The sequence below is a fragment of the Pseudoalteromonas sp. UG3-2 genome (assembly GCF_037120705.1).
Lineage (GTDB): Bacteria > Pseudomonadota > Gammaproteobacteria > Enterobacterales > Alteromonadaceae > Pseudoalteromonas.
This window is the reverse complement of the sequence record NZ_JAWLJU010000001.1, coordinates 788,684-812,891: the sequence shown is the minus strand read 5'-3', so window position 1 is coordinate 812,891 and position 24,208 is coordinate 788,684. Positions and strand designations below refer to the sequence as shown.

The 24,208-nt window shown below is 44.7% G+C and carries 22 protein-coding genes; 20 read left to right on the top strand and 2 right to left on the bottom strand.

Annotation, left to right across the window (positions count from 1 at the left end; genetic code table 11):
* The 7 genes from R3P39_RS03325 to rluF all read left to right on the top strand — a co-directional run.
* Nucleotides 1–1,957 (top strand): glycogen/starch/alpha-glucan phosphorylase (locus R3P39_RS03325; protein ID WP_336565600.1); only part of this gene is annotated, 1,957 nt, incomplete at its 5' end.
* 32 nt (nucleotides 1,958–1,989) lie between these two features.
* Nucleotides 1,990–3,261: a glucose-1-phosphate adenylyltransferase gene (glgC, locus tag R3P39_RS03320; protein ID WP_336565599.1), complete on the top strand. Its 1,272-nt coding sequence runs from the start codon at nucleotides 1,990–1,992 to the stop codon at nucleotides 3,259–3,261.
* Nucleotides 3,262–3,283: 22 nt separating this feature from the next.
* On the top strand, nucleotides 3,284–4,822 hold the full coding sequence (locus tag R3P39_RS03315) for a glycogen synthase (protein ID WP_336565598.1): 1,539 nt from the start codon (nucleotides 3,284–3,286) through the stop codon (nucleotides 4,820–4,822).
* A 241-nt stretch (nucleotides 4,823–5,063) separates the two neighbouring features.
* Complete coding sequence (locus tag R3P39_RS03310; protein ID WP_336565597.1) at nucleotides 5,064–6,281, top strand: EAL and HDOD domain-containing protein; 1,218 nt, start codon at nucleotides 5,064–5,066, stop codon at nucleotides 6,279–6,281.
* Nucleotides 6,281–7,381 carry a DUF418 domain-containing protein gene (locus R3P39_RS03305; RefSeq protein WP_336565596.1) on the top strand — a complete coding sequence of 367 codons (1,101 nt, stop codon included), beginning with the start codon at nucleotides 6,281–6,283 and terminating at the stop codon, nucleotides 7,379–7,381. The genes R3P39_RS03310 and R3P39_RS03305 overlap by 1 nt, the downstream gene beginning before the upstream one ends.
* Complete coding sequence (locus R3P39_RS03300) at nucleotides 7,374–8,459, top strand: ABC transporter substrate-binding protein (protein ID WP_336565595.1); 1,086 nt, start codon at nucleotides 7,374–7,376, stop codon at nucleotides 8,457–8,459. Before R3P39_RS03305 ends, R3P39_RS03300 begins: the two co-directional genes overlap by 8 nt.
* 86 nt (nucleotides 8,460–8,545) lie before the next feature.
* The gene (gene rluF / locus R3P39_RS03295) at nucleotides 8,546–9,448 is read left to right on the top strand and encodes a 23S rRNA pseudouridine(2604) synthase RluF (protein WP_336565594.1); all 903 of its coding nucleotides are present in this window, start codon (nucleotides 8,546–8,548) and stop codon (nucleotides 9,446–9,448) included.
* Between the two features lie 53 nt (nucleotides 9,449–9,501).
* On the opposite strand, the gene R3P39_RS03290 is transcribed toward rluF, so the two are convergent.
* Entirely contained in the window at nucleotides 9,502–12,576 is a 3,075-nt protein-coding gene (locus R3P39_RS03290) for an efflux RND transporter permease subunit (protein WP_336565593.1), read from the bottom strand.
* A gap of 1 nt (nucleotide 12,577) precedes the next feature.
* Complete coding sequence (locus R3P39_RS03285; protein ID WP_336565592.1) at nucleotides 12,578–13,654, bottom strand: efflux RND transporter periplasmic adaptor subunit; 1,077 nt, start codon at nucleotides 13,652–13,654, stop codon at nucleotides 12,578–12,580.
* A 101-nt stretch (nucleotides 13,655–13,755) separates the two neighbouring features.
* On the opposite strand from R3P39_RS03285, the gene R3P39_RS03280 reads away from it, so the two are divergent.
* From R3P39_RS03280 to R3P39_RS03220, 13 genes are all read left to right on the top strand, one after another.
* A complete protein-coding gene (locus tag R3P39_RS03280) occupies nucleotides 13,756–14,661 on the top strand; it encodes a LysR family transcriptional regulator (protein WP_336565591.1) in 906 nt (301 codons plus the stop codon).
* The gene (locus tag R3P39_RS03275; RefSeq protein ID WP_336565590.1) at nucleotides 14,636–14,947 is read left to right on the top strand and encodes an MGMT family protein; all 312 of its coding nucleotides are present in this window, start codon (nucleotides 14,636–14,638) and stop codon (nucleotides 14,945–14,947) included. Before R3P39_RS03280 ends, R3P39_RS03275 begins: the two co-directional genes overlap by 26 nt.
* Before the next feature lie 72 nt (nucleotides 14,948–15,019).
* On the top strand, nucleotides 15,020–15,592 hold the full coding sequence (locus tag R3P39_RS03270) for an LON peptidase substrate-binding domain-containing protein (RefSeq protein ID WP_336565589.1): 573 nt from the start codon (nucleotides 15,020–15,022) through the stop codon (nucleotides 15,590–15,592).
* A gap of 60 nt (nucleotides 15,593–15,652) precedes the next feature.
* The gene (locus tag R3P39_RS03265) at nucleotides 15,653–16,273 is read left to right on the top strand and encodes a sigma-70 family RNA polymerase sigma factor (RefSeq protein WP_336565588.1); all 621 of its coding nucleotides are present in this window, start codon (nucleotides 15,653–15,655) and stop codon (nucleotides 16,271–16,273) included.
* Nucleotides 16,270–16,920, top strand: coding sequence for a ChrR family anti-sigma-E factor (locus R3P39_RS03260; protein ID WP_336565587.1), 651 nt, complete (start codon nucleotides 16,270–16,272; stop codon nucleotides 16,918–16,920). Before R3P39_RS03265 ends, R3P39_RS03260 begins: the two co-directional genes overlap by 4 nt.
* A gap of 16 nt (nucleotides 16,921–16,936) precedes the next feature.
* Nucleotides 16,937–17,896: a YbgA family protein gene (locus tag R3P39_RS03255; protein WP_336565586.1), complete on the top strand. Its 960-nt coding sequence runs from the start codon at nucleotides 16,937–16,939 to the stop codon at nucleotides 17,894–17,896.
* Nucleotide 17,897: 1 nt separating this feature from the next.
* Nucleotides 17,898–19,271, top strand: a complete 1,374-nt coding sequence (gene phrB, locus R3P39_RS03250; RefSeq protein ID WP_336565585.1) for a deoxyribodipyrimidine photo-lyase — start codon at nucleotides 17,898–17,900, stop codon at nucleotides 19,269–19,271.
* 6 nt (nucleotides 19,272–19,277) lie between these two features.
* Nucleotides 19,278–19,703 carry a nuclear transport factor 2 family protein gene (locus R3P39_RS03245; protein ID WP_336565584.1) on the top strand — a complete coding sequence of 142 codons (426 nt, stop codon included), beginning with the start codon at nucleotides 19,278–19,280 and terminating at the stop codon, nucleotides 19,701–19,703.
* Nucleotides 19,700–20,416 (top strand): SDR family NAD(P)-dependent oxidoreductase, encoded by a 717-nt coding sequence (locus tag R3P39_RS03240; protein WP_336565583.1) that lies wholly within the window; start codon nucleotides 19,700–19,702, stop codon nucleotides 20,414–20,416. The genes R3P39_RS03245 and R3P39_RS03240 overlap by 4 nt, the downstream gene beginning before the upstream one ends.
* Nucleotides 20,409–21,662 (top strand): NAD(P)/FAD-dependent oxidoreductase, encoded by a 1,254-nt coding sequence (locus tag R3P39_RS03235; RefSeq protein WP_336565582.1) that lies wholly within the window; start codon nucleotides 20,409–20,411, stop codon nucleotides 21,660–21,662. The genes R3P39_RS03240 and R3P39_RS03235 overlap by 8 nt, the downstream gene beginning before the upstream one ends.
* Complete coding sequence (locus R3P39_RS03230; RefSeq protein ID WP_336565581.1) at nucleotides 21,659–22,390, top strand: DUF1365 domain-containing protein; 732 nt, start codon at nucleotides 21,659–21,661, stop codon at nucleotides 22,388–22,390. Before R3P39_RS03235 ends, R3P39_RS03230 begins: the two co-directional genes overlap by 4 nt.
* Nucleotide 22,391: 1 nt before the next feature.
* The gene (locus tag R3P39_RS03225) at nucleotides 22,392–23,654 is read left to right on the top strand and encodes a cyclopropane-fatty-acyl-phospholipid synthase family protein (protein ID WP_336565580.1); all 1,263 of its coding nucleotides are present in this window, start codon (nucleotides 22,392–22,394) and stop codon (nucleotides 23,652–23,654) included.
* Nucleotides 23,626–24,153, top strand: coding sequence for a DUF2878 family protein (locus R3P39_RS03220; RefSeq protein WP_336565579.1), 528 nt, complete (start codon nucleotides 23,626–23,628; stop codon nucleotides 24,151–24,153). The genes R3P39_RS03225 and R3P39_RS03220 overlap by 29 nt, the downstream gene beginning before the upstream one ends.
* The last annotated feature ends 55 nt before the right edge of the window (nucleotides 24,154–24,208 follow it).

Here is a 24,208-nt window from a genome sequence, read left to right as displayed (position 1 = left end):
GCCAGATAATTGGTTACGAGAGGGACACCCTTGGGAACTGGCGGCGCCTGAGCAAGCAAAAAGAGTGAAGTTTTATGGTCATGTTGAGGTGCATACCGACAGACAAGGGCGGCAACATCGTGAGTGGCTCGACACTCAAGATGTCCTTGCTGTACCTTATGATGTCCCCGTACCCGGCTACCACAATGACGTGGTGAACACGTTACGGCTGTGGAAATCGGAGGCCACCGATGAGTTTGACCTCAACGAGTTTAATGCAGGCAGTTATTCCGAAGCCGTAGCAAGAAAAAACGCCGCTGAGCAAATCACTATGGTGCTTTACCCCAATGACGCCAGCGAAAATGGCAAAGAGCTCAGGCTCAAGCAACAATATTTTCTATCCAGTGCCAGCTTGCAAGACGTGATTGCCACTTGGGTTGAGCAACATGGCGCCAGCTTTTCTGACTATGCTGATTATCATGTGTTCCAGCTCAATGACACACACCCCAGCATTGCCGTGGCTGAGTTAATGCGAATTTTATTAGATGACTACGAACTGGAGTGGGATCAGGCTTGGCAGATAACCACGTCCACCATGGCCTACACCAATCATACGCTATTACCTGAAGCATTAGAAAAGTGGTCGGTGAGCTTGTTTCAACGGTTATTGCCACGCCTGCTAGAGATCATCTATGAAATCAATGCCCGCTTTTTAAGTGAAGTGGCGCTGAAGTGGCCCGGTGATGTTGCCAAGCAGCGTGCTATGTCATTGATTGAGGAGTCGGATGAACCACAAATACGGATGGCGTATTTGGCCATTGTTGGCAGCTACTCAGTAAATGGCGTGGCCAAGTTGCATACTGAACTGTTAAAAGCGGGGTTATTCAATCACTTTTATCAGCTGTCACCGCGAAAATTTAATAATAAAACTAATGGCGTGACACCAAGACGCTGGTTAATGCATTGCAACCCTGAACTGGCAGCTCTGATCAGCGAACACATCGGTGACAAGTGGCAAAGTGATTTTGCCCACATTGCTGAACTTCGTCGCTGTTACGACAACCAGGAATTACAACAGCGTTGGTTGCAAGTAAAACAAAACAACAAACAGCGCTTAGCAACTTTGGTGCAACAAGAGTGTGATGTTGAGTTTGATGCCACCATGATGTTTGACGTCCAAGTTAAACGGATCCATGAATACAAACGCCAGCTATTGAACGTGCTTCATGTGATCCATTTATACGACCGCATTTGCCGTGGCGATACCGAGGGACTGGTTCCACGTTGCGTGCTGTTTGGTGGCAAGGCTGCACCAGGTTACTACATGGCGAAAAAAATCATCAAGCTTATTAATAACGTCGCTAATGTGATTAACCATGACAGTGCGGCTGCACCGTTCTTGCGAGTGGCGTTTTTACCTAATTACAACGTCTCTAAAATGGAAGTCATTTGTCCCGCAACGGACTTATCAGAGCAAATATCCACGGCCGGAAAGGAAGCATCGGGGACGGGGAATATGAAATTTATGATGAACGGCGCCATCACCATTGGAACCTTGGATGGTGCCAATATCGAAATTCGTGACAGCGTAGGTGATGATAATTTCTTTTTATTCGGCGTAACCGCGGAACAAGCACAAGCAGTGCGTGAACACTATCAACCGTTGAAAATAATCGACGGTTGCGATGACTTAAAGCGAGTATTAGCACTGTTAGAAAGCGGTCATTTTAATCTGTTCGAACCGACTATTTTTGATGACCTGATTGCTGCTATTAAAAGCAGTAATGATCCGTGGTTGGTGGCGCAGGATTTTCCATCTTATGTTGAAGCTCAAGAGCAAGCAGCGCAAGCATACCGAGATAAGCAACATTGGCTGCGTATGAGTATTTTAAATACCGCAGCCAGTGGTCAGTTTTCAAGTGATAGAACAATACAAAATTACAGCGATGATATTTGGCGCCTCAGCCCAATGCAGTGATCAGCGCAACCTTGTTATGGAGAGAAAAAATAATGCCTAATTATGCGAATCGTTATATTAGTACCCTGACGCGAGAAACATATGCACTGATCCTGGCTGGTGGTCGTGGCTCACGCTTACATGAGTTAACCGACTGGCGAGCAAAACCGGCAGTGTATTTTGGGGGTAAACATCGCATTATCGACTTCCCACTGTCTAACTGCATTAATTCTGGCATCAGACGGGTTGGAATTGCGACCCAATATAAGTCACACTCACTAATTCGCCATGTAAACCGTGCCTGGGGACATTTTAAAAAGGAACTGGGCGAGTCGGTGGAGATCCTTCCGGCCTCGCAACGTTATGGCGATGAGTGGTATTGTGGTACGGCCGATGCGGTATTTCAAAATATGGATATTATCCGCCATGAGCTGCCAAAATACGTGATGGTGTTATCTGGAGATCATGTTTATCGCATGGACTACGGTGGCTTGCTGGCAAAACACGTAGAAAACGGTGCCGACATGACGGTGTGTTGCATTGAGGTGGGCTGTGAAGAGGCGGCAAATACCTTTGGAGTAATGACCGTGGATGAAAGCAATCGGGTGCGCCGGTTTGACGAAAAGCCGGCGGATCCTTCCTCCATTCCCGGTAAGCCTGGTACTTGTTTGGCTTCAATGGGCAATTACGTATTTAATACCGAGTTTTTGTTTGAGCAATTAAAGAAGGACGCTGAACGTGAAGGTTCAGGCCGCGACTTTGGTCATGATATTATTCCTGCCATTATCGAAGAGCATAATGTTTTTGCCTATCCATTCAGTGAGCCTTCTCACACTGGCCAACCTTATTGGCGGGATGTGGGTACCCTGGATTCGTTTTGGGAAGCCAATATGGAGCTGGTGTCGCCTGAGCCACAGCTTGATTTATACGATCCCCAATGGCCTATTTGGACCTACCAAGAACAACTGCCACCCGCTAAGTTCATCTTTGATGATGAGGACAGACGCGGCATGGCGGTTGACTCAACGGTGTCGGGTGGCTGTATTATTTCTGGCTCTAAAGTGAAAAAGTCACTACTGTTTTCCAATGTCCATGTGCACTCTTATTGCGAGATAGAGGGGGCAGTGGTATTGCCTGGGGTTAAAATTGGCCGAAACTGTCGAATTAAGAATGCAATCATCGACAGAAGTTGTATTATTCCCGAGGGCATGACCATTGGCTACGACCATGAACAAGACCAACAAAATGGCTTTAGGGTGTCAAATAAAGGCATTGTGTTAGTGACTCGGGATATGCTCACGGGTACCTCAAAAAAAGAACGCTAATAACTCGGTTGATAGGGCAAGTATGCATGTAATGTTAGTGGCAGCGGAAAATGACGCGCTGCCAAATTGTAAAGTCGGGGGCGTGGCGGATGTCATTCGTGATGTGCCTGACGCACTGGCTGAACTAGGCTTAAGGGTGTCGGTGATCACTCCTGATTATGGCCAAGCGGCATTAGAGCGAGAACTTATTGCGGATATTGCTGTGCCATTTCGACAGCATTTAGAAACGGCAACCTTATGGCAGGTAGGGCAATCACCAGCGGTGACGCAATATGTGCTGTCGCACTCCTTGTTTAGTGAACATGGCGGAGCAATTTACTGTAACGACCAGCATCAGCCTTTTGCGACCGACGCTAGCCGTTTTGCATTTTTTGCAGCAGCAGTCGCTGAGGTGATTGAGCACCAAGTGATTGCTGATATAGATGTGGTTCATTTGCATGATTGGCATGCCGCGGTGATAAGTGTATTACGACGCTTTAGCCCGCGTTTTAAGCGCCTGAAAACACTGACCACGGTTTACACTGTACACAACCTAGCCTTGCAAGGGGTTAGGCCATTTAAAGGCGACCACTCCAGCCTCGAAGCCTGGTTCCCAACCTTAACCTACGACGGCTTACCTATTTGCGATCCCCATCACCCACATTGTTTTAATCCGATGCGTGCGGCGGTGAATTTAAGCGACAAGGTCCATGTGGTGTCGCCGAATTACGCCAAGGAAGTGATGATGACCAGCCACCCGGAATTGGGCTTCTTTGGTGGCGAAGGATTAGAATCGGATATGCAACATGCCGCCCATGAGGGGCGATTGGTGGGTATTCTCAATGGCTGTGTTTATCCAAGTGATGACACCACAACAGTAAAACCAAGCTTCACTGACTATTTAAACCTGGCAGAACAGCATGTTTTGCAGTGGATGGCGAAATCAAAACAGCTGTTGTCAAAGTTTTATATTGCCCACCGTCGCATTTTGGCCTGGCAACAGCAACCGTTTACTGGCCACTTAATTACCAGCGTGGGTCGTTTAACTGAGCAAAAAGCCTTGATTTTACGACAACCGACAAAAACGGGTGTAGTACTTGATGACCTAGCTATGTTGGCGACAGAAAAGCAAGCTAGATTAATTTTAGTGGGTTCTGGTGATGAACAATTGGAGCAGCTTTTTAGCGAAGTGATGTCGCGCCATGACAACCTATTGTTTCTAAATGGTTATGGGCAGGCACTTGGCGAGCAATTGTATCAACTAGGCGATCTGTTTTTGATGCCCAGTTCATTTGAGCCTTGTGGTATTAGTCAAATGCTCGCGATGCGCGAAGGGCAGCCATGTATTGTGCATCAGGTAGGCGGCTTGGCAGATACCGTTAAGGACAAGCAAACTGGTTATTGTTTTAGTGGCGAGAGCTTGGCTGAGCAGGGAAGTGAATTAATTGTAACATTTCAAATGGCACTTAATGATTTATGCAATAATAATGAAGCGTATCAGCGCCTCAGTGATGCCGCTCGCAATCAACGTTTTGATTGGCATAGTTCGGCACAGCAGTATCTGCAAAAGCTGTATCAATAACTAGGAGTTAAACATACTACTTTATTCTGTATAAAGAACAAAACTTCAGCAGTTAAACCTTTTGCGGCGCTAATTGCGCGGGTTGGGCTTTCTTTTTTATGGATTTGCATTATCTTTTAAGCTGTTATTTTAATTCTTAATAGCTTAGTTTGATTTTCTTCCTCATCACAAAGGGTTAAAATGGGAAAATTGCTAACCTAAAAGTCTGATCTAGGTGTTTTGGCTATAAAGGAGTTTTTGTTTGAAGGTTTTTGTGGCTCGCCAAGCCATATTTAATCGTAAAAAACAAGTTGTTGCATACGAATTGTTGTTTCGCGATGGTGTAAAAAATAGCTTTCCTAATATTGCAGATGATGCAGCGACGGCTAAATTGATCATGAATAATCAATTAAATTTAGGCACGCGGTATCTGACATCAGGAAAAAAAGCATTAATCAATATAGGGCCGGATTCTCTCGATCAGGACCTGTGTCAGTTTTTGCCGTCTAATGATGTCATTTTAGAACTGCTTGAAACTATTCCTCCCACTAAAGAAAATTACGAAAAAATAAGAACGCTATTTCACAGCAACTTTCGTCTCGCGTTAGATGATTTTCAATATTCCAAAGAATGGGACCCTTTTTTAAAGCTTATTCGACTGATTAAATTTGATGTCATGCAGAACCCACTCGATACCCTAGGGCCAGTGGTCGGGATGATAAAGGCACGCAAAAACATCAAGCTATTAGCTGAAAAAGTCGAGACCGAAGAAGAGTTTGAACAAGCCAAAAAAATGGGGTTTCAATTCTTCCAAGGCTACTTCTTCGCTAAACCGAAAATGATTACACAAAAAGACATCGAAATTAACTATGTCATTGTGATGCTAATTTACGAAGAAGCGCTGAAACCAAATATGAGTATTAATCGTATTGCGGAGCTCTTTGCTCAGGATACTGCGTTGGCGTACAAGCTCTTAAGACTGATTAATTCCGGCGTTTTCCCAATTAAAAGTCGTATCGAATCGCTGAAACAAGCCTTGGTGTATCTTGGCAACGAACGGGTGAAAAAGTTCGTTAATCTAATCATGACCGCCCACGTGGCTGAAGGAAAGCCGACTGAATTAACCCGTTTATCCATAGTGCGTTCGCGCTTTTGTGAGCTTATCGCACAACAAATTGCGCCAGGCGTTATCAATATGAGCTTTATGACGGGGTTATTTTCTCTGCTTGACGCTATTTTAGACCGGCCAATGGAGCAGGTGGTTAACAAACTGCCTTTCCCAGAACAACTTCACGATGCCTTGATTGGCAAACCCAATACTTTGTTTTATATTCTAAATATTGTTAAAGCCTATGAGTCGGGTAGCTGGTGGCAATTACAAGAGGCGTGTAGTTTTCTAAACTATAAAGATGAGAATTTGCCAGACTTTCATGCCGCTGCCATTAATTGGGCCGATATGTACAAGAACCGTGTGTATTAATGAATAGAAATATTGTCATGGATGCTGTTCGAGGTCTTGCTGTGCTTGGCCTATTATCCATGAATCTCATCCATATGGCCAACTTCGAATATGGCTATGTCCCCGATGCACCAAAGAATTACCTAGATCCTTTATTTGCTACCGTGAATACTTTATTTTTTGACGGCCGATTTCGTTCATTATTTGCCATGCTATTTGGCGCGGCTTTATTAATTCAATTAAAAAAATACCCTAACCATAATCATGTAGTCGTACGTTTGAGATGGTTAATGGTTATTGGCATACTCCATGGTGCACTGATATGGCCTGGTGACATCCTATTTAGCTATGCTTTATCTGGTTTTTTTGTGTTACATTTTGTGCACAACAATATAAGTAAACTAAAGCGTTATGCCACCATTTTTATTGTTGCTCCGGCGCTGTTGTTAACTTTGCTAAATATAATTGAACCTAACACTGAGATTAATCGTCAATCACCAGAATTTACTGCTTTCTTACAACAACTACCTGAGAACTATTGGGCTCTACTCGAAATGAATGCGCTGTACTTCATCATTATGAGCCTTCTAATACCTTTTATCACGCTCTGGAACACCGCAGGCCTCATGCTGCTTGGCATGATTATCTATCGTCGTGGCTGGTTATCGCTGGAGCGGCAAGAGCCTATCCACAAAATAATGTTGTTCACCATTACCGCGTTGATTGTTGCACTGCTTGGTTTTGTGATTGAGAAAAAAGTCGCCAGTGACTTTTTTGCGGGGTTAAACTGGCTGTGTGCGGTGCCGGTTTCTTTGTTTTATTTGGTTATTATTAAGTCTCTAATTCGAGCAGGCATTAGTAAACTTCAGGGCTTACAAAAGGTTGGTCGCATGGCCTTAACCTGGTATTTGCTGCACTCCATTGTTTTTGTCAGCTTTTTTATGTTTATTCAGCCTGAGGCGGTAAGTCATTACAATCGCATCGACTACTTCGCCATTTTTGTCGGGGCAGCTATAATTCAGGTATTACTGTCATTGGCTTATTTCCGTGTTTTCCAGCAAGGGCCGTTTGAATACTTACTGCAAAAAGCCATTATCAAAAGTGCTAAAACAAATGACTAGACTGCTGATCATCTTTGTGTTTTTGCTATGTTCACAGCCAGTTCTGGCTAAGCAGCCTATTAGTATGCTGTTTGTTAACCCTTCACTGCCAGGTGAGCCATTTTGGCAACGGGTTGAAGCCATTACTCGAGCGGCTGCGGCGGAACTCGGCGTTGAGCTTGAGGTCATTTACGGTGAAGGCAATCGCATTATCCAGCTACAACAGTTAGAAAAGTACTTAGCTTACCGCGCTACGCCAGATTATGTATTATTAATTAATTACCCCAGTGGCGCTGAGCAAACCCTCACCTTACTAGACAAATACAAGGTCAAACATATTACATTGGAGCGTACTCTGTCTGGCCCCGAATTACAGGCAGTGGGCAAGCCAAAACAGCGTTTCCCATACTGGTTGGGTGAAATTCATCATAATAATGAACAAGCTGGATTTGATTTAGCCAAGGCTTTATATCAGCAGGCAAAAAACAAAGGGCATAATCAGATTTACCCTATTTTGATTAATGGCCACTATGGCGCAGAGTCAGAATTACGCCAAGCTGGGGCTGAGCGTTTTTTTAAGCAGCAAAACATTGCTATCCAACAAGTGGTGTATGCTGGCTGGTCGAAAAAGCAGGCGATGGATAAAGCCACCAAGTTACTTAAGCGTTACCCTGACACTAACCTGATTTGGAGCGCATCAGATTTAATGGCCATGGGCGCGATTGCAGCGCCAAACCTGAGCGAACAGGTGGTGGTAGGTGGGTTTGATTGGCTTTCAGATAGTTTTGCATTAATTCATCGTGGCAAACTTAACGCCTCCGTTGGCGGTCATTTTATGATGGGGGCGTGGGCATTAATCAGCGCGTACGACCACTTTCATGGCCATCCATTTTGGTCGCAACATGATGAAATAGCCTTTGACTTAAGAGTGGTTACCAAATACAACATTACGCAATATCAATGGATTGCTGACGAGCTAGATTGGCAAAGGCTTGACTATACCAGTATGAGCTTAGCCACTCAGTCGCAGCAGACGTATCAGTTTTCTTTAGCGTGGCTTGCGGCCAACTCTTCACCATCAGTAAAGGCTGGGCAGTAACTTTGCTTTATGAAAGTACTGAATTTATTAGTCTAATGGCTCGAGAAGCTTTACAATAGCGGTTTTTTACACAAAGTGGTTGTATCGTGACTGAGCAAAAGCGCCTAAATAAATACATCAGCGAAACTGGATTCTGTAGCCGTCGTGAAGCAGATACTTTAATCTCTTCAGGGCGCGTTAAAGTCAATGGCGAAGTCGCCGAGATGGGACTTAAAGTGTCAGATGCGGACACCGTTGCTATTGATAATAAGCCATTAAAAGCCAAACCCAAGGCGGTATTTATTGCTTACAACAAACCCGTTGGCGTTACCTGTACAACTGAGCGCAAAATTAAAAGCAACATTGTCAGTGCTATCAACTACCCCGAGCGGATCTTCCCCATTGGTCGCTTAGACCGTCCCTCAGAAGGCCTAATCTTTCTTACCAATCAGGGCGATATGGTGAATAAAATTCTTCGTGCTGGCAATAATCACGAAAAAGAATATGAAGTGGTGGTGGATAAACCCATTGATGAACGCTTTGTAAAACGTATGGCTGCTGGCGTGCCAATTCTTGGCACGGTAACTAAGCCCTGTAAAGTCACAAAGCGCGGCGCGAAATCATTTACCATAGTGTTAACTCAGGGTCTAAATCGCCAAATTCGCCGTATGTGTGAGTACTTTGGTTATGAAGTGACCAAGCTAAAACGAGTTAGAATAATGAACGTTGATTTGTCTGGCTTGGCTGCCGGGCAATGGCGTCATCTATCAGACAAAGAAATGCGGGCGATTAATCAGGCCACTGAAGCGTCGAGTAAAACGCAAGAGGCATCCGCAGGTGCAGGCAGTCCTAAAAGCGATGCTAAGGCTGCATCAGCCGCAAAAGCCGTATCCGAACGCAGTGCCAAGCCAAGAAGTAATGGCGGTAGAGGCCGTCATGCTAAACCGACAACAAACGCTAAGCATAACAAGCCGAAGCGCGTAAAAGGGACGCTGTCACTTAAAAAGTAACACTCTATCTGAAGAGTGAATGGCCCCTAATAGATACTAGGGGCCAAAGTTTGCTAGTCTTGCGGTTGTTTAATGCCAAAATACACACAGTGTAAGACAGGCAAAACAATTAAGGTCAAAATGGTAGCAAAGCCTAAGCCAAACATGATGGTTACCGCCATTGATTGGAAGAAGACATCAAATAATAAGGGGATCATGCCTAAAATGGTGGTGATCGCCGCCATAGAGACAGGCCTTACACGACTGACACCGGAATCAAACACTGCCTGATAAGGAGTTTTACCGGATGCGGTTTCTATGTTTATTTGATCCATCAACACGATGCCATTTTTAATCAACATCCCCGACAGACTCAATAACCCCAGCAGCGCCATAAAGCTAAATGGCGCTTGTAAGAGCACTAACCCAGCTGTGACACCAATAATCGCCAGTGGCACCGTAGACCAAATCACCAGTGGTTTTTTCACTGAATTAAATAACAATACGGTGATCATAAACATTGCCAGATAACCCAGTGGCAATGAGCCAAAGATGGCTTTTTGTGCCTTACTCGAGGATTCAAATTCGCCGCCCCATTGCATTTCATAGCCTTGTGGGAGCTCTATGGCTTCAATGTCAGCGCGTATGCGGTTAAACAGCTTGGCTGGGGTTTCGTCACCAATAACATCATGGTCTGCCATCACGGTAATGGTGCGTTTACGGTCGCGACGCATGATTAAACTGTCTTCCCAAGTGACACTAAAATTATCGACAATTTGCGACACTGGTACGTAGACATTAAGCACTGGGCTAAATATCTGTAGGTCGCCTAAGTTCTCGACGTTAAGGCGCTCTTCTTCAGGGGAACGGGCAATGATAGGCAACAATTGCGTACCATCGCGATATAACCCTACCTTTTTGCCACTTACCGAGGTCAACAGCAATTGGTCAAGATCGGACTTACTGATCCCAAGGCGGCGCGCTTTAAGTTCATTAAACTGCGGTCGTATCACTTTAATGCGTTGACGCCAGTTATCGCGAATATTAAAGGCTTTGTCATCCTCGCCAATGATGGCTTTTGCTTGCTCAGCCAGGCGCCGCAGCTCTACTGGATCTGGGCCTGAGAAACGCGCTTCGATTTTGGCATCGGTGGATGGTCCAATTTCCATGCGTTTAATTTTCAATTGACCATCGAGCTCGTTGTTGCGCTCATAATCGCGTAACTTCGCAATCATGGTAACCACGGCTTCACGGTCTTTAACTCGAACGATTAGTTGGCCATAGGCATCGTATTGTTTTTCCGGTGAATAGGTCAGCATAAAGCGTGGTGCACCTTGGCCAATAGTAGTGGTCACTTCGTTGACTAAAGGGTCTTCAAGTAAGAAGGCTTCGAGTTTTTCAATATTATGTGCGGTGCTACGAATATCGGCCCCTTGATAATGCCAATAATCGACATAAAACATCGGCGTATTAGAAGCGGGGAAGAAAGACTGCTTCACTTGCTTAAAGCCAACCACTGCGGCCACCAATAATAGCGCCATAAAAATCAGCGTCATCACACGGTGCTTTAAGCAAAACGATAACAACGACTTATAGACAGTAAAAATCGCTCCTTGATAAGGATCTTCGTCTTGTTGCTGTGATGCGTTTTGCTCTTGACTGCTTTTTGTTTCACGGAACATCAGATGAGCAAAAAATGGCGTTAAGGTGATCGCCGTAACCCAACTCAATAACAGCGAGATCAACAATACCCAGAATAACGAGCCGGCAAATTCACCACTGGCATCTGAGCTTAAGCCAATGGGGGCGAAAGCAGTGATACCAATGATCGTGGCACCGAGCAGAGGCCATTTGGTTTGTTCGACGATATTGACGGCAGCTTTGAGTTTGGTTTGTCCGCGCTTAATGTTGATTAAGATGCCCTCGGTAACCACGATGGCATTGTCCACGAGCATACCTAGGGCGATGATCAACGCGCCAAGAGAAATGCGTTGTAAATCGATGGCGAATATCTTCATAAAGATAAAGGTGCCTAGCACCGTTAACAGCAAGATCCCGCCAATTAAAATACCGCTTTTCACGCCCATAAAAATCAGCAGCACCACAATAACGATGGCAACGGCCTCAAGTAGACTAATGATAAAACCATCCACTGAGGTTTCTACTTCATTGGGTTGGTTATAAACCGTATTAATGGTCATGCCATACGGGCGTTGATATTCTAGCTGCTCTAGATGGGCGGAAATACGCTGGCCAACCTCTACTACATTAACGCCAGAGGTAAATGAAACCCCGACTAATAATGCCCGTTGTTGGTCATAGCGGGTGATGTGCTTAGGTACTTCGGCGTATTCTCGTGACACAGTGGCAACATCGCCTAAATAGATCAATTCGTTGGCACCTGGTTGAGAAATCAACAGTCCTTCTAGCTCGGCAACATCATTAAACTCGCCTGTGGGGTGGAGTCGAATAGACTCATCCCCAACGCGAATTTTACCAGCATTGGAAACGGTATTTTGCGATTGCAATAAAGAGAAAATATAGTCTGGGGAAATGCCCAGTTGCGACAGTTTTTGGGTTGAAATCTCAACGATAACTTGCGCCTGCTGTTCACCGGCAACGGTGACTTTACTAACACCATCCACCAACACCAGTTCACGCTTGAGGAAGTCGACATAGTCTTTCAGCTCGTCGTAAGAATAGCCCTCACCAGTAATGGCATAGAGTTCGCCATAAACATCGGCAAAGTCATCAATGACGCTTGGCGCCATCACGCCAGGTGGTAGCTTTGGCGACAAATCGTTGACTTTACGACGCAGCTCATCCCAAATCTGTTTTAAATCATTTTTACGGTAGCTGCTTTTCATCTCCACCGTAATTTGTGACTTGCCTGGTGACGAGATAGAGGTGACGTAATCCACATAGGGCAAGGATTGAATGGCGTTTTCAATTGGAAAAGTGACTTCCTCTTCGACCTGCTGTGGCGAGGCGCCAGGGTACATGGTCACCACCATGGCTTTTTTCAGAGTAAACTCAGGGTCTTCCAGTTGTCCTAAGCCAAAATACGACACCACACCGGCGATGAGTAACAGCAGGGCAAACATCCAGCTGATGACTTTATTTTCAATCGACCATTTCGCTAAACTCATATTACAGGCCTCTTTCTTTCGTCCATGGTCTCACTTTTGCGCCTTCACTGAGATAGTGCACACCCGCTGCGACGATTTTTTCTCCAGGGTTTAACCCAGCCTTCACTTCAATACCTGTGTGGTTTAATTGGCCAACACTGACTTCACGCTTAGTCACGGTTTGGCTGCTTTCATCGTACACCCAGACGTAACTGTTGTTAGGGGTTTGCGTCTTGTCAGAGAACACCGCCTGATTCGGCACAATAATGGCGGTGTTTTTCTGACTGGTGATTTTACTGGGGTCAATATAGACATGCCCAGACATCCCGGCGAATAAGTTAAAATCTTCAGGGATAGGTAAGCTAAACACCACTTTGTAAGTGAGTGTGGCAGGGTCTGCCTGAGTGTCCCACTCTTTTATGGTGAGCGGATAAGACTTACTGGGGTAGCCGTCAAACACAACGGTGGGTTGATAGTCTGTGTCTCTGTCTACACGAGCGACGATTTTTTCAGGCACTTGAATCACCACGTCCATTCTATCGCGCGTTTCTAAACGCAGAATATTTTGCTTGGCTTGGATGTTTTCATAGTTTTTAACAAATACCTTGGCCACTGTGCCACTGAAAGGGGCTCTCAGTTCACTGTATTCAAGGTTGGTTTTGGCTATCTTGAACGCGGACTCCGCCACTTGCTTATCGGCTAAGGCCTTATCGAATTCGGCTTTGGTGGCAATGCCTTTGTCATAAAGAGGTTCTATCCGTGACAGCTGGGCTTTGGCTAATTCAAACTGAGCTTTGCGCTGCTCGTATTGCAGATTGAAGTCTTCAGGGTCTAACTTTGCTAAAAGCTGGCCTTTTTGCACTTCTTGACCCGCTCTTACCGGAAACTCGGTAAGTTCACCGTTGACTCGAAATGCTAAATAAGACCCCTGATTGGCAACGACTTCTGCAGGAAAGCTTCGTAAAGTGTTGCTGTTGGGATCAGACACTGTATGGATTTTTACCGGGCGGTTAGGTGACTCTTTTTTACCTTGCTCTGCTTGGTCTTGGCAGCCAGTTAATATGAGCGCCAGTACAAGTCCAGAAAACACTCTTAGCATTTTGTTCTCCATGAAAACGTCGATTTTTTCTGCGTGCAGAATATAGGAAATAGATATAAAATAAAAATTATAAAAAGTTCTCTACATTATAAAAAATATTTATGAAGATTTCTGACCTTATGGTCTTTTGCACCGTTGCTGAAGCACCAAGCTTAACGGATGCCGCTCAGCAACTGCACAAAACCCAACCTGCAGTGTCACAATCTATTAAGAGATTAGAACAATCCCTTGGCTTTGCCCTGTTTGAGCGTGAAAAATATCGTAATGTGTTAACTGAGCAAGGTCGACGCTTTTATTTTGAAGCAGAAAAGCTACTTAACCATCATCGTGATTTATCGTCGCTGGCCAATGAGTTTGCCGCGGGGAATGAGCCAAGCTTCAATATTTGCTATGAGCCCATTGTGTATCAAAGCCAAATTGATCAGATCCTGGCCGACGGTTTTAGCCATTTTCCTGCCACGGAAATGAATATTTCCAGCGGTAAGCGTTTCTTTGCTCTTGAGCAAGTGACGCAAGGTTTGGCGAATTTAGGGATAGGCCCTTGGTTTGATTTATTTCATTCCACCGGAGACTTAGAGTCCATGCCAATCGGTAAAGTGAAATTAGGCCTAGTGGCGAAAGCCGGTTACATGCCCAGTGAGATGACCTTTAATGAGTTAGCCAAATACCCGTCATTAGCAATGAAGGAAAGTAAGTTTAATTTTGACAGCGAACGCTTAGCCTATCGAAATAGCACCAAGGTCATGAAGTTGGATGATCCCTTGGCGATTAAGCGTTACTTATTACAAGGGCTCGGGTATGGCTTAATTGGACTCAATCTGTGCCGCGAAGAATTACAATCAGGGGCGCTGCAACGCGTGCGGGTGGTTGATAGAAAAGACGAATTTGAAGCCCAAATTCATGCATACCGGTTACACATTTCACATCATGGGCCGGTCGCACGCTACTTTTGGCAACAATTAACCAAATTAAGTGAGCACTATGAGCGCAATGCAACAACTCGCTGAACGGGTATATACCCTAATCGGCAGTATTCCCCGTGGCAAAGTGGCTTCTTATGGTCAAATAGCTGCTTTAGCAGGTTACCCTAACCATGCTCGAAAGGTCGGGCAGTTACTACGCCAGCTTCCCGATGACTCAACCTTGCCATGGCATCGAGTAGTAAACAGTCAGCGACGGATTTCTTTCCCTGAAGAAAGCAAAAAGTTCGCTGAGCAGAAGCAAAAATTAGAGGCTGAAGGCGTCACTTTTTCTGCGCGTAACCTCATTCTATCGCAATACCTGTGGAATTAAGTGTCGATAAATTGATCTTAGTTTTTTTGCAAGTCGTAATTATCGATAGTTTTAAGCAATGAACTGGGAATTATGAAACTCGCTTTATTTCCACTGCCAATATTTTTATTGCCTGGCGGCTACACGCGATTAAAGATATTCGAGCAACGATACTTACACATGGTGAAAGAAGCCAGTAAAACGGGCCAAGGCTTTGTGCTTTGCAACTATGTGGAAGACGCTGAATACAATGTCCCCGGCGAGGGGGTATTAGTGAAAATAGTGGACTTTTCCCAAGACCCTAATGGCCAATTATTAATTGATGTGGTTGGCGAGTCTCGAGTTAGCATCAACGACGTTCACTGCGATAACCAGCAATTACGTTATGGCGAGTGTGAAAAGCTCGATGGTCCGCCTTGGGAATGCCATGATGCTTGGTTGTCTTTGATTGATAACAACTTACAGCACAAACTGGAACACGTGTTTTATGCCAACCCAGTACTCGATGACTTGTATCGTGAGAAAGATTTTTCGGATCCTATTTGGGTGGCATATCGATGGTTGGAATTACTACCTATACCTATGATGCAAAAAGAAAAGGTAAAACAAGCACAAACATTTGAACAGGTAGCAAACTTCTTACATACTGTATTGGACGAAGATTAGTGATCCGATGCCGTCGCCATTACGTAAAGTCTGTAATAAGTGAAAATTGGAAGGTGAGCTATGATAGGCCTACAGCAGTCAAATGATTGCCATGTTCAAGCAGGAACACGTAATAAAGTGCAAGAAACTCCTTCTCAAGCGTTGTCAGAGGCGCTTATTAAAGTGGCGGAAAAAAGAGACAGAAAGGCATTTGCTTATTTGTTTGAATATTTCGCGCCTAAGATCCGTCGTTTTGGCGTTAAGCAATTTGGCAACGACGCGCAAGCAATGGAGTTAGTGCAAGACACCATGACCTCCGTGTGGCGTAAGGCCCACCTTTATCATAACGATAAAGGGGCGGCAACGACTTGGATTTACACGGTGATGAGAAACGCTTCTTTTGATGCTTTGAGAAAAATGAAAAGCAACAAAGAAGAGCACATCAGTGAAGACATTTGGCCTATTATCCAAGACTCACAAGCTGAAGAAGAGGTCTACAAGGACCACCTGCAAACAGCTCAAATTCAAAAGTACATTAATAAATTACCTCCGGCTCAACGGGATATTGTGAAAGGGGTTTATTTTCAGGAAATGTCGCAAGAACAACTTGCGGAACATTTAGATATTCCGGTGGGAACGGTTAAGTCTCGATTGAGATTGGCTTTACAGAAATTACGCGCAGAAATGGGAGAGCGAGAATGATAAAGCATCACCCTAACGACACACTATTATCTCAGTTTGTAGAGGGTAATTTGCCTGCAAGTATCAGTATAGCGGTTGCAGCGCACGTTGAAATGTGTCCGCATTGCCAGCAAAAAACTGAGAAATTAGAAGCGCAAAAGGCCAACACTCATCTCGGCGGTGAGGAAGAAATCTTTGTTGATTCTGACTTAGAAGCGATGATGAACTTCATTACTATGGATCCATCGTTGGATGAAGTTAAAGAATATGTGCAACCTAGTTTTACCTACCTTGACAGAGAAGTTAAGCTACCTCGAGCAATTGCTAATGTTGATCGCTCTGGCTTTGCAGGGGTTGGCAAGGTGTCGCGTTCACGTTTACTTTTAGACGATGGTGAACTGCGTTCAAGCTTGTTGCAAATTGAAGCAGAAGGGGAGATCCCTGAACACACCCACACCGGTTTTGAAATTACCTTATTACTCGATGGCGACTTTGAAGACGAGGCTGGAGAGTACGTGCCTGGCGACTTTATTTGGCAAGATGGGCAACACAATCATTCACCTAGAACAAAATCAGGTTGTTTGTGCTTTACAGTGGTCAGTAGTGCATTACACTTTAATAAAGGGATCAGCAAATTATTGAATCCCATCGGTAATTTAATATATTAAAGGAATTATATCGGACATGAATTTTTCATCTCCAATAAAAATTGGCATTAGCGCTTGTTTGGCTGGTGACAAAGTTAGGTTTGACTCTGGCCACAAGCGTTCGAATTTTTGTATGGATGAACTTAGCGAACACGTTGATTATGTTCGCTATTGTCCTGAGGTTGCAATCGGTCTTCCCATCCCACGGCCCACCATCCGACAAATTCGGGTTGGTGATGTGATAAAAGTCAGTCGTCCCGACGGTGAGGAAGACGTGGCGCCGAAACTCAAAGAATACGGAGAAAAAATAGCCACACAGCATGCGGAGCCATTATCTGGGTTTGTTTTTTGTGCTAAAAGCCCAAGTTGTGGTATGGAGCGAGTAAAAATCTACAACGAAGCAGGTACAGGCAATACCTCAGAGGGCGTTGGCGTGTTTGCTGAGCAAATTATGAAGCACAATCCTTTGCTACCTTGCGAAGAAAATGGCCGCTTAAACGATGTTCATTTACGTGAAAACTTCGTCATGCGGGTTTATGTCTACAAAAGCTGGCAAGAGCTTAACCACAACAGCGACGTTGGCCTGCATGAGCTCACCACCTTTCATGCCAAGCACAAATATTTATTAATGAGTCATAATTACCAAGCCTACAAAGACTTAGGTCGTCTGCTTGGTGACGGTAAGCAATATCCTCTGGCTGAACTCAAAGACAAATACATAACCGGTTTGATGACGGCGCTTAGCAAACCTGCAAACCGTAAGAATCAAGCAAACACCTTGACTCACCTCCAGGGGTATTTTAAAGACGACTTAAGCAAAGTCGAAAAGCAAGAAATGTGTGAGGCCATTGACGAGTATCGCAAAGGCATAGTGCCTTTGTATGTGCCGTTAACGCTCTTAAAGCATCACTTAAAAGTACACCCTAAAGAGTATTTGCAAAGCCAAGTCTATTTTGACCCTTACCCCAATGAACTGCGCTTAAGATTTGGAATTTAGTATGAAAAAAGCATTTTGGTTTCGCCGAGATCTTAGGGTTTACGGTAACGAGGCGCTAATAGCGGCCGTTGAACAAGGCGCACGTGATGCGCTTTTTTTGTATTGTGAGCAGCAGTGGCAGCAACATGGTGTCGCTGAAATTCAGTTGGATCTGTTAAAGCGCCGGGTGCTTGAGTTAGGGGGCATGCTAAGTGAGTTTGGCATTCGCTTACATATCATCGATGCCAAAGACTTTGAGCAAGTCCCAGACACACTCAGCAAATTTTGTGATAGCCACAACATTACCAGCTTATACGCTAACAAAGAATACGAAGTAAATGAGCTTAAGCGCGATGCCGCCTGCAGTGAGCGTATCCAGCTGACGCTATTTGATGGCGATGTGATTGCCAAGCCTGGTACCGTATTAACCGGGTCTGGCGACATGTTTAAGGTGTTTACTCCGTTTAAAAAAGCATGGTTAAAGCAGCACAGTCAGCAACACTTTTCATTTGTACAGTGGCCGTTGGATAAGCAGCATCCGCGTCAGTTTACTGCTCCTGACTTTTTCTCAATCAGTGAGTCATCGCACAAATGGCCGGTTGATGACGAAGCCATTGTCGCCATTGTCAATCGCTTTATAAGTGACAAATTGGTTGAATATCAGGAGTACCGCGATTTCCCTGCAATCAAAGGCACTTCAGGGTTAAGCCCTTACTTGGCTTTAGGCATTGTGTCAGCCAAGCAGTTGCTCGCTCAGGTGCAGCTGCACTTTCCAGAAGTATTAGAAAATCCCAGTAAGGCGGAGTTTTGTTGGGTTAACGAAATTATTTGGCGTGAGTTCTATCGTCATCTTATTGTGGCGTATCCAAAGCTGTGTATGGGTGTTAACTTTAACGAGAAGTACGATGCCGTGGCATGGCGAGAGGATGACAGTCAATTTAAAGCCTGGTGTCAGGGAAAAACGGGTTATCCCATTGTCGATGCGGCAATGCGACAATTAAATAAAACCGGCTGGATGCATAACCGCTTGCGCATGATTGTGGCCAGCTTTTTAACCAAACATTTGCTAATTGACTGGCGTAAAGGTGAGCGTTTCTTTATGGAAAAGCTCATTGATGGTGACTTAGCCAGTAACAATGGTGGCTGGCAATGGGCAGCGAGCACGGGCTGCGACGCCCAGCCCTATTTTCGCGTGTTTAACCCCATCACCCAAAGCGAAAAGTTTGATCCTGACGGTACTTTTATCCGTACATATGTTCCTGAATTAAAAGATGTTCCGGCGAAGCATATTCACTTCCCCCATGATTACTTAGCAGCGTTTGGCGGTGAGTATGTGGCGCCTTTAGTTGAACACAAAGCGGCAAGGGCGAGGGCACTTGACGCGTTTAAGGTATAACGTGATATGGAACAGAGAACGCAAAGGTTTGTCTCTATTTACAACGAGATAAATAAAGATAGCCTAGATAAATTGGCTTTAATCTACACTGACGATGTCCACTTTAAAGATCCTATGCATGAAATTTCTGGGCTTACATCGTTAACTCGTTATTTTGAGTCCTTGTATGAGAACGTCTCAGAAATCGAGTTTCATGTTCATAAATCCTATGAAAAGGGCGACGTCAGCTTTATTTATTGGCAAATGACCTTTGTTCATCCGCGCTTAAACAAAGGCAACCCGACTTTGGTTGACGGACACAGTCGCTTGAGCTTTGACGGTGATAAGGTCAGTCACCATCGAGATTACCTTGATACGGCACAAATGTTGTACCGTCAAGTTCCGGTGCTAGGATGGTTGATTAAACTGTTAGATAAAAGGATGTCAGCATGAGTAAGATTGTTATTACCGGCGCTACCTCTGGCATAGGTGAAGGGCTTGCTAAACATTATGCAAATAGCGGTGATGAGGTCATCGCTTGTGGCCGAAACCAAGAGATTTTGTCTGATCTGCAGCGTAACTTTGCCATGACTCCGAAGGCATTTGATTTAACGGACCCTGAAGCGATTAAAAGTAACTTCGCTGATGTCGATGAACTTGACCTCGTTATCCTCAACGCTGGAGGCTGTGAATACATTGATAATGCCAATGAATTTGATGGCAAATTATTCGAGCGCATCATGCGCATCAATCTTATCTCTGTGGGTCACTGCTTAGAGGTATTGCTACCGAAAATCAAACCACATGGTCAACTTTGCATTGTCAGCTCTAGCAGCTCCTATCTACCTCTACCTAGGGCGGAAGCTTATGGTGCCTCGAAAGCGGCGTTAAGCTATTTAGCAAGAACCTTGTCTGTGACATTGAAAAACATCGACGTCACTGTGGTACACCCAGGTTTTGTTGAAACCCCACTAACCGACAAGAATGATTTCCCCATGCCATGCAAAGTGTCCGTCGACGAAGCAGTAGAGCGCATTGTTCATGGCGTGGCAAAGCGTGATAAAGAAGTTCATTTTCCTAAACGATTTACTTGGATTTTAAAACTATTTAGGTTGTTACCGTTTGCATTATGGTCGCCTATCGCAAAAAGGATCGCACGTGGCTAACATCGCAATTATTGGCAGTGGCATTGCAGGCATGACTGCTGCTTATTTATTAAGTAAAAAACACCAAGTCACTGTTTTTGAAAAAAACGATTATATTGGCGGTCATACTGCCACCATCGACGTTGATTACCAAGGTGAGCAACTCGCCATTGATACTGGTTTTATTGTATTTAACGACAGAACATACCCTAAGTTTGAAAAACTATTGGCTGAAATCGGTGTCGACAGGCAAGCCACAGAAATGAGCTTCAGCGTCCACAACACCGCAACTCAGTTTGAATATAATGGCCACTCGTTACGCACTTTGTTTGCGCAAAAGCGTAACCTATTTCGTCCGCGCTTTTGGCGCTTGCTCAATGATATTGTGCGCTTTAACAAAGTCTGCAAGGAGTTACATCAAAGCGACGATTATCAAGGGGTTGAAACCCTAGGTGCATTACTGGATAAGTACCAATTTAATGACTTCTTTAAGATGCACTATATTTTGCCTATGGGAGCTGCAATTTGGTCAACCAGCATCAAGGAAATGCGCGACTTTGAAGCTAAGTTCTTTGTGCGCTTCTTTTACAATCATGGCTTGCTGGATATTACCAATCGCCCGCAGTGGTATGTGATCCCAGGGGGCTCGCGAGAGTATATTGCGCCTTTGGTGGCTCAGTTTAAAGACAATATTGTACTCAACGCTCAGATCAAACACGTTAGCCGTGATGCTGATGGAGTGACGGTCTGCCATGATAATGGTGAGCAGCAACGCTTTGATAAAGTGGTGTTTGCTTGTCATAGCGATCAAGCCCTAGCGCTGTTAGCTGAGCCCTCTCAAGCAGAACAAGACATTTTAGGCGCCATTCCATACACCGCCAACTCGGTGGTGTTGCATACTGACACCAGCTTATTGCCAAAACGAAAGCTGGCTTGGGCGAGCTGGAATTATTTACTTAATGAGGCCACCGATAAAGCAGCGGTGGTCACCTATCAGATGAATATTTTGCAAGGGCTAAACGCCAAACATGATTACTGTGTCACTTTGAATCACGATGAAGGGATAGCTGAGAACAAAGTAATTAAGCGCTTCACTTATCATCACCCCGTATTCAATACTACCAGCATCGCCGCGCAAAAGCGTAAAGACGAGCTTGATGGTGAGCAAAATAGCTATTTTTGTGGCGCTTATTGGTTTAATGGTTTCCATGAGGACGGGGTTAAAAGTGCCGTGGATGTGGCAGAAAAACTCGGGGTAGCGTTTTGAACAGCGCCTTGCTCGTTGGCAAAGTGAGGCATCGGCGTTATAGCCATGCTTCTCACCAGTTTAGCTATCCCATGTACATGATGTGGGTTGACTTAGCTGAACTGGATAAGCTCAATGACATTTCCCCTTGGCTCGGTACCGAGGGCATTAAACCACTCATTTTTAATCAGTCTGATTACATTAAAGACCTCGATGGCGATCTACATAGTCGCGCTCTGGCAAAAAGTGCAGAGTTGGGTTTTGAGCTCGATCCGCATACTAATGTGATGATGATGGCGCAATTACGCTGTTTTGGCGTCTATTTTAGCCCGGTTAACTTTTACTTTTATCGTCAACCAGGCGAGGCACATTTTAGTCATATGGTGGCTGAAGTGAGCAACACACCGTGGAACGAGCGTCATTATTACTTAGTAGAACTGAATAAAGAAGTGAACCTTAAAAAAGTATTTCACGTATCACCATTTATGAATTTAGATATGCATTACCACTGGAAAGTGCGTCCACCTGGCAGTAGTGCGCTGGTGCATATCGAAAACCGTCGTGGTGAAGAGTTGCTTTTTGATGCCACCATGACACTGAAACAGCAGGCGTTAAGTGCTGCCAATGTCTCGGCGTTATTGCGCCGATTTCCCGCAATGACGTGGAGCATTGCTAAAGGTATTTATTGGCAGGCGCTGAAATTATTTCTAAAAAAAGTCCCATTTGTTGGACATCCCGGAAGAGTTTAAAATGGAAAATACCACAACATATACATCATCGAATTCATTATCTTGGTTTGACAAACTGTATCGCAAGCTGGTTTTTACGGCCCTTAACTCACTCGAGTCCGGTGAGGTTATCTTAATCGAAGGTAATGAAAAACATCAGTTTGGTGACATTGGCAGCGAATTGAGTGTTGAGATAACCGTGGTTGACCCACAAATGTATAAGTTGTTCGCTTTGGGCGGCAGTGTGGGAGCCGGTGAATCCTTTATATTAGGACACTGGCGCTGCAGTGACTTAACGGGTTTAATTGAAATATTTGTGCTAAACCAAGCGCAGCTTGATGCCTTTGAAAACAAGTTTGCCATATTGTCTGGTATTGCTAACAAACTCAAACATATTAAAAACCGCAATTCCAAACAAGGCTCTAAGCGTAATATTGCAGCCCACTACGACTTAGGAAATGACTTATATGAGTCCTTCCTTAGCGAGGAAATGCTTTACTCCAGTGCCATTTACCCAAGTAAAGACGCCAGTTTAGAGCAAGCTCAGTTCACTAAGCTGGAAGCCATTTGTCAGCGCTTAGATTTAAAAGCACAAGACCAAGTAGTAGAGATAGGCACCGGCTGGGGCGCTTTTGCGATTCATGCCGCCAAGCACTATGGCTGTCATGTTACCACCACGACGATTTCTGAAGAGCAGCACGCCCATGTTGCTGAGCTTATTAAACGAGAGTCACTGCAAGATAAAATTACCTTGCTCAAGGAAGATTATCGCGATCTTACCGGGCAGTACGACAAGCTAGTGTCGATAGAGATGATTGAAGCGGTGGGGCACGACTATCTACCAGGTTTTTTTACAAAGTGCAGTGAGCTGCTTAAACCAGATGGTGCCATGTTGATACAGGCCATTACCATTGCTTGCCAGCGTTACACGCATTATTTAAAGCAATCTGACTTTATTCAACAGTATATTTTCCCAGGCGGGTGTTTGCCCTCGGTGTCTGAAATGACACAACAGATTTTGCGCTCAACCGATATGGTAGTGCATGAGCTGCATGACATTGGCCTACATTATGCCCGTACCTTGTACGATTGGCGTGTACGATTTGAGCAAGCTTGGCCAAGCCTGGATTCAAAACGTTTTGACGAGCAATTCTATCGTTTGTGGCAATTTTATTTGTGTTATTGCGAAGGGGCGTTCAAACGCAGAGCGACCAGTGCTGTGCACCTCGTTGCTCGCAAACCAAGGTATCAATCTCGTGATTGTATTAAAACACTGGATTACTAATGCCATCGTTTTTCAAAGCGTTTGGTTTTTAGCGTTTTTTTATCAATATCAAGCGTTGCCTTGGATGTTACTCGGCTGCGCTTTGATGTTGGCTGGCCACAGCCACAAGCGCTTAAACCTGATATTGGCAATCATTGGCGCTGCTGTGGGTATAGCCGCTGAGTATTTAGCCATACAAGCTGGTCTCTACAATTATCAAGACACGAATATCATCCCCTTGTGGTTGGTCGTATTGTGGTTGGCCTTGGTCTTAACCATAAACCAAGCGTTATCGCGGTTATTGAGCCTAAAACCATTACTGTTGTTTATTATTTTTTGGTTTTGCGCACCACCGAGTTATTTGGCGGCTGCTCAAGTGGGCGTAATTGAGTTGCAATTGCCTTGGTGGCAATTTTGGCTCAGTTTTGGCGCCATATGGAGTGTAGGCTTCTTATTGATTGTTAAAATCAATGAAGCGTTAAAGGGTACAAAGCTTGCACAGGCCAATGCAAATTGGTAGCTTTTAATTACAAACCCACAAACAACGGGGCGTATCGAACGAAAATAATAAATAT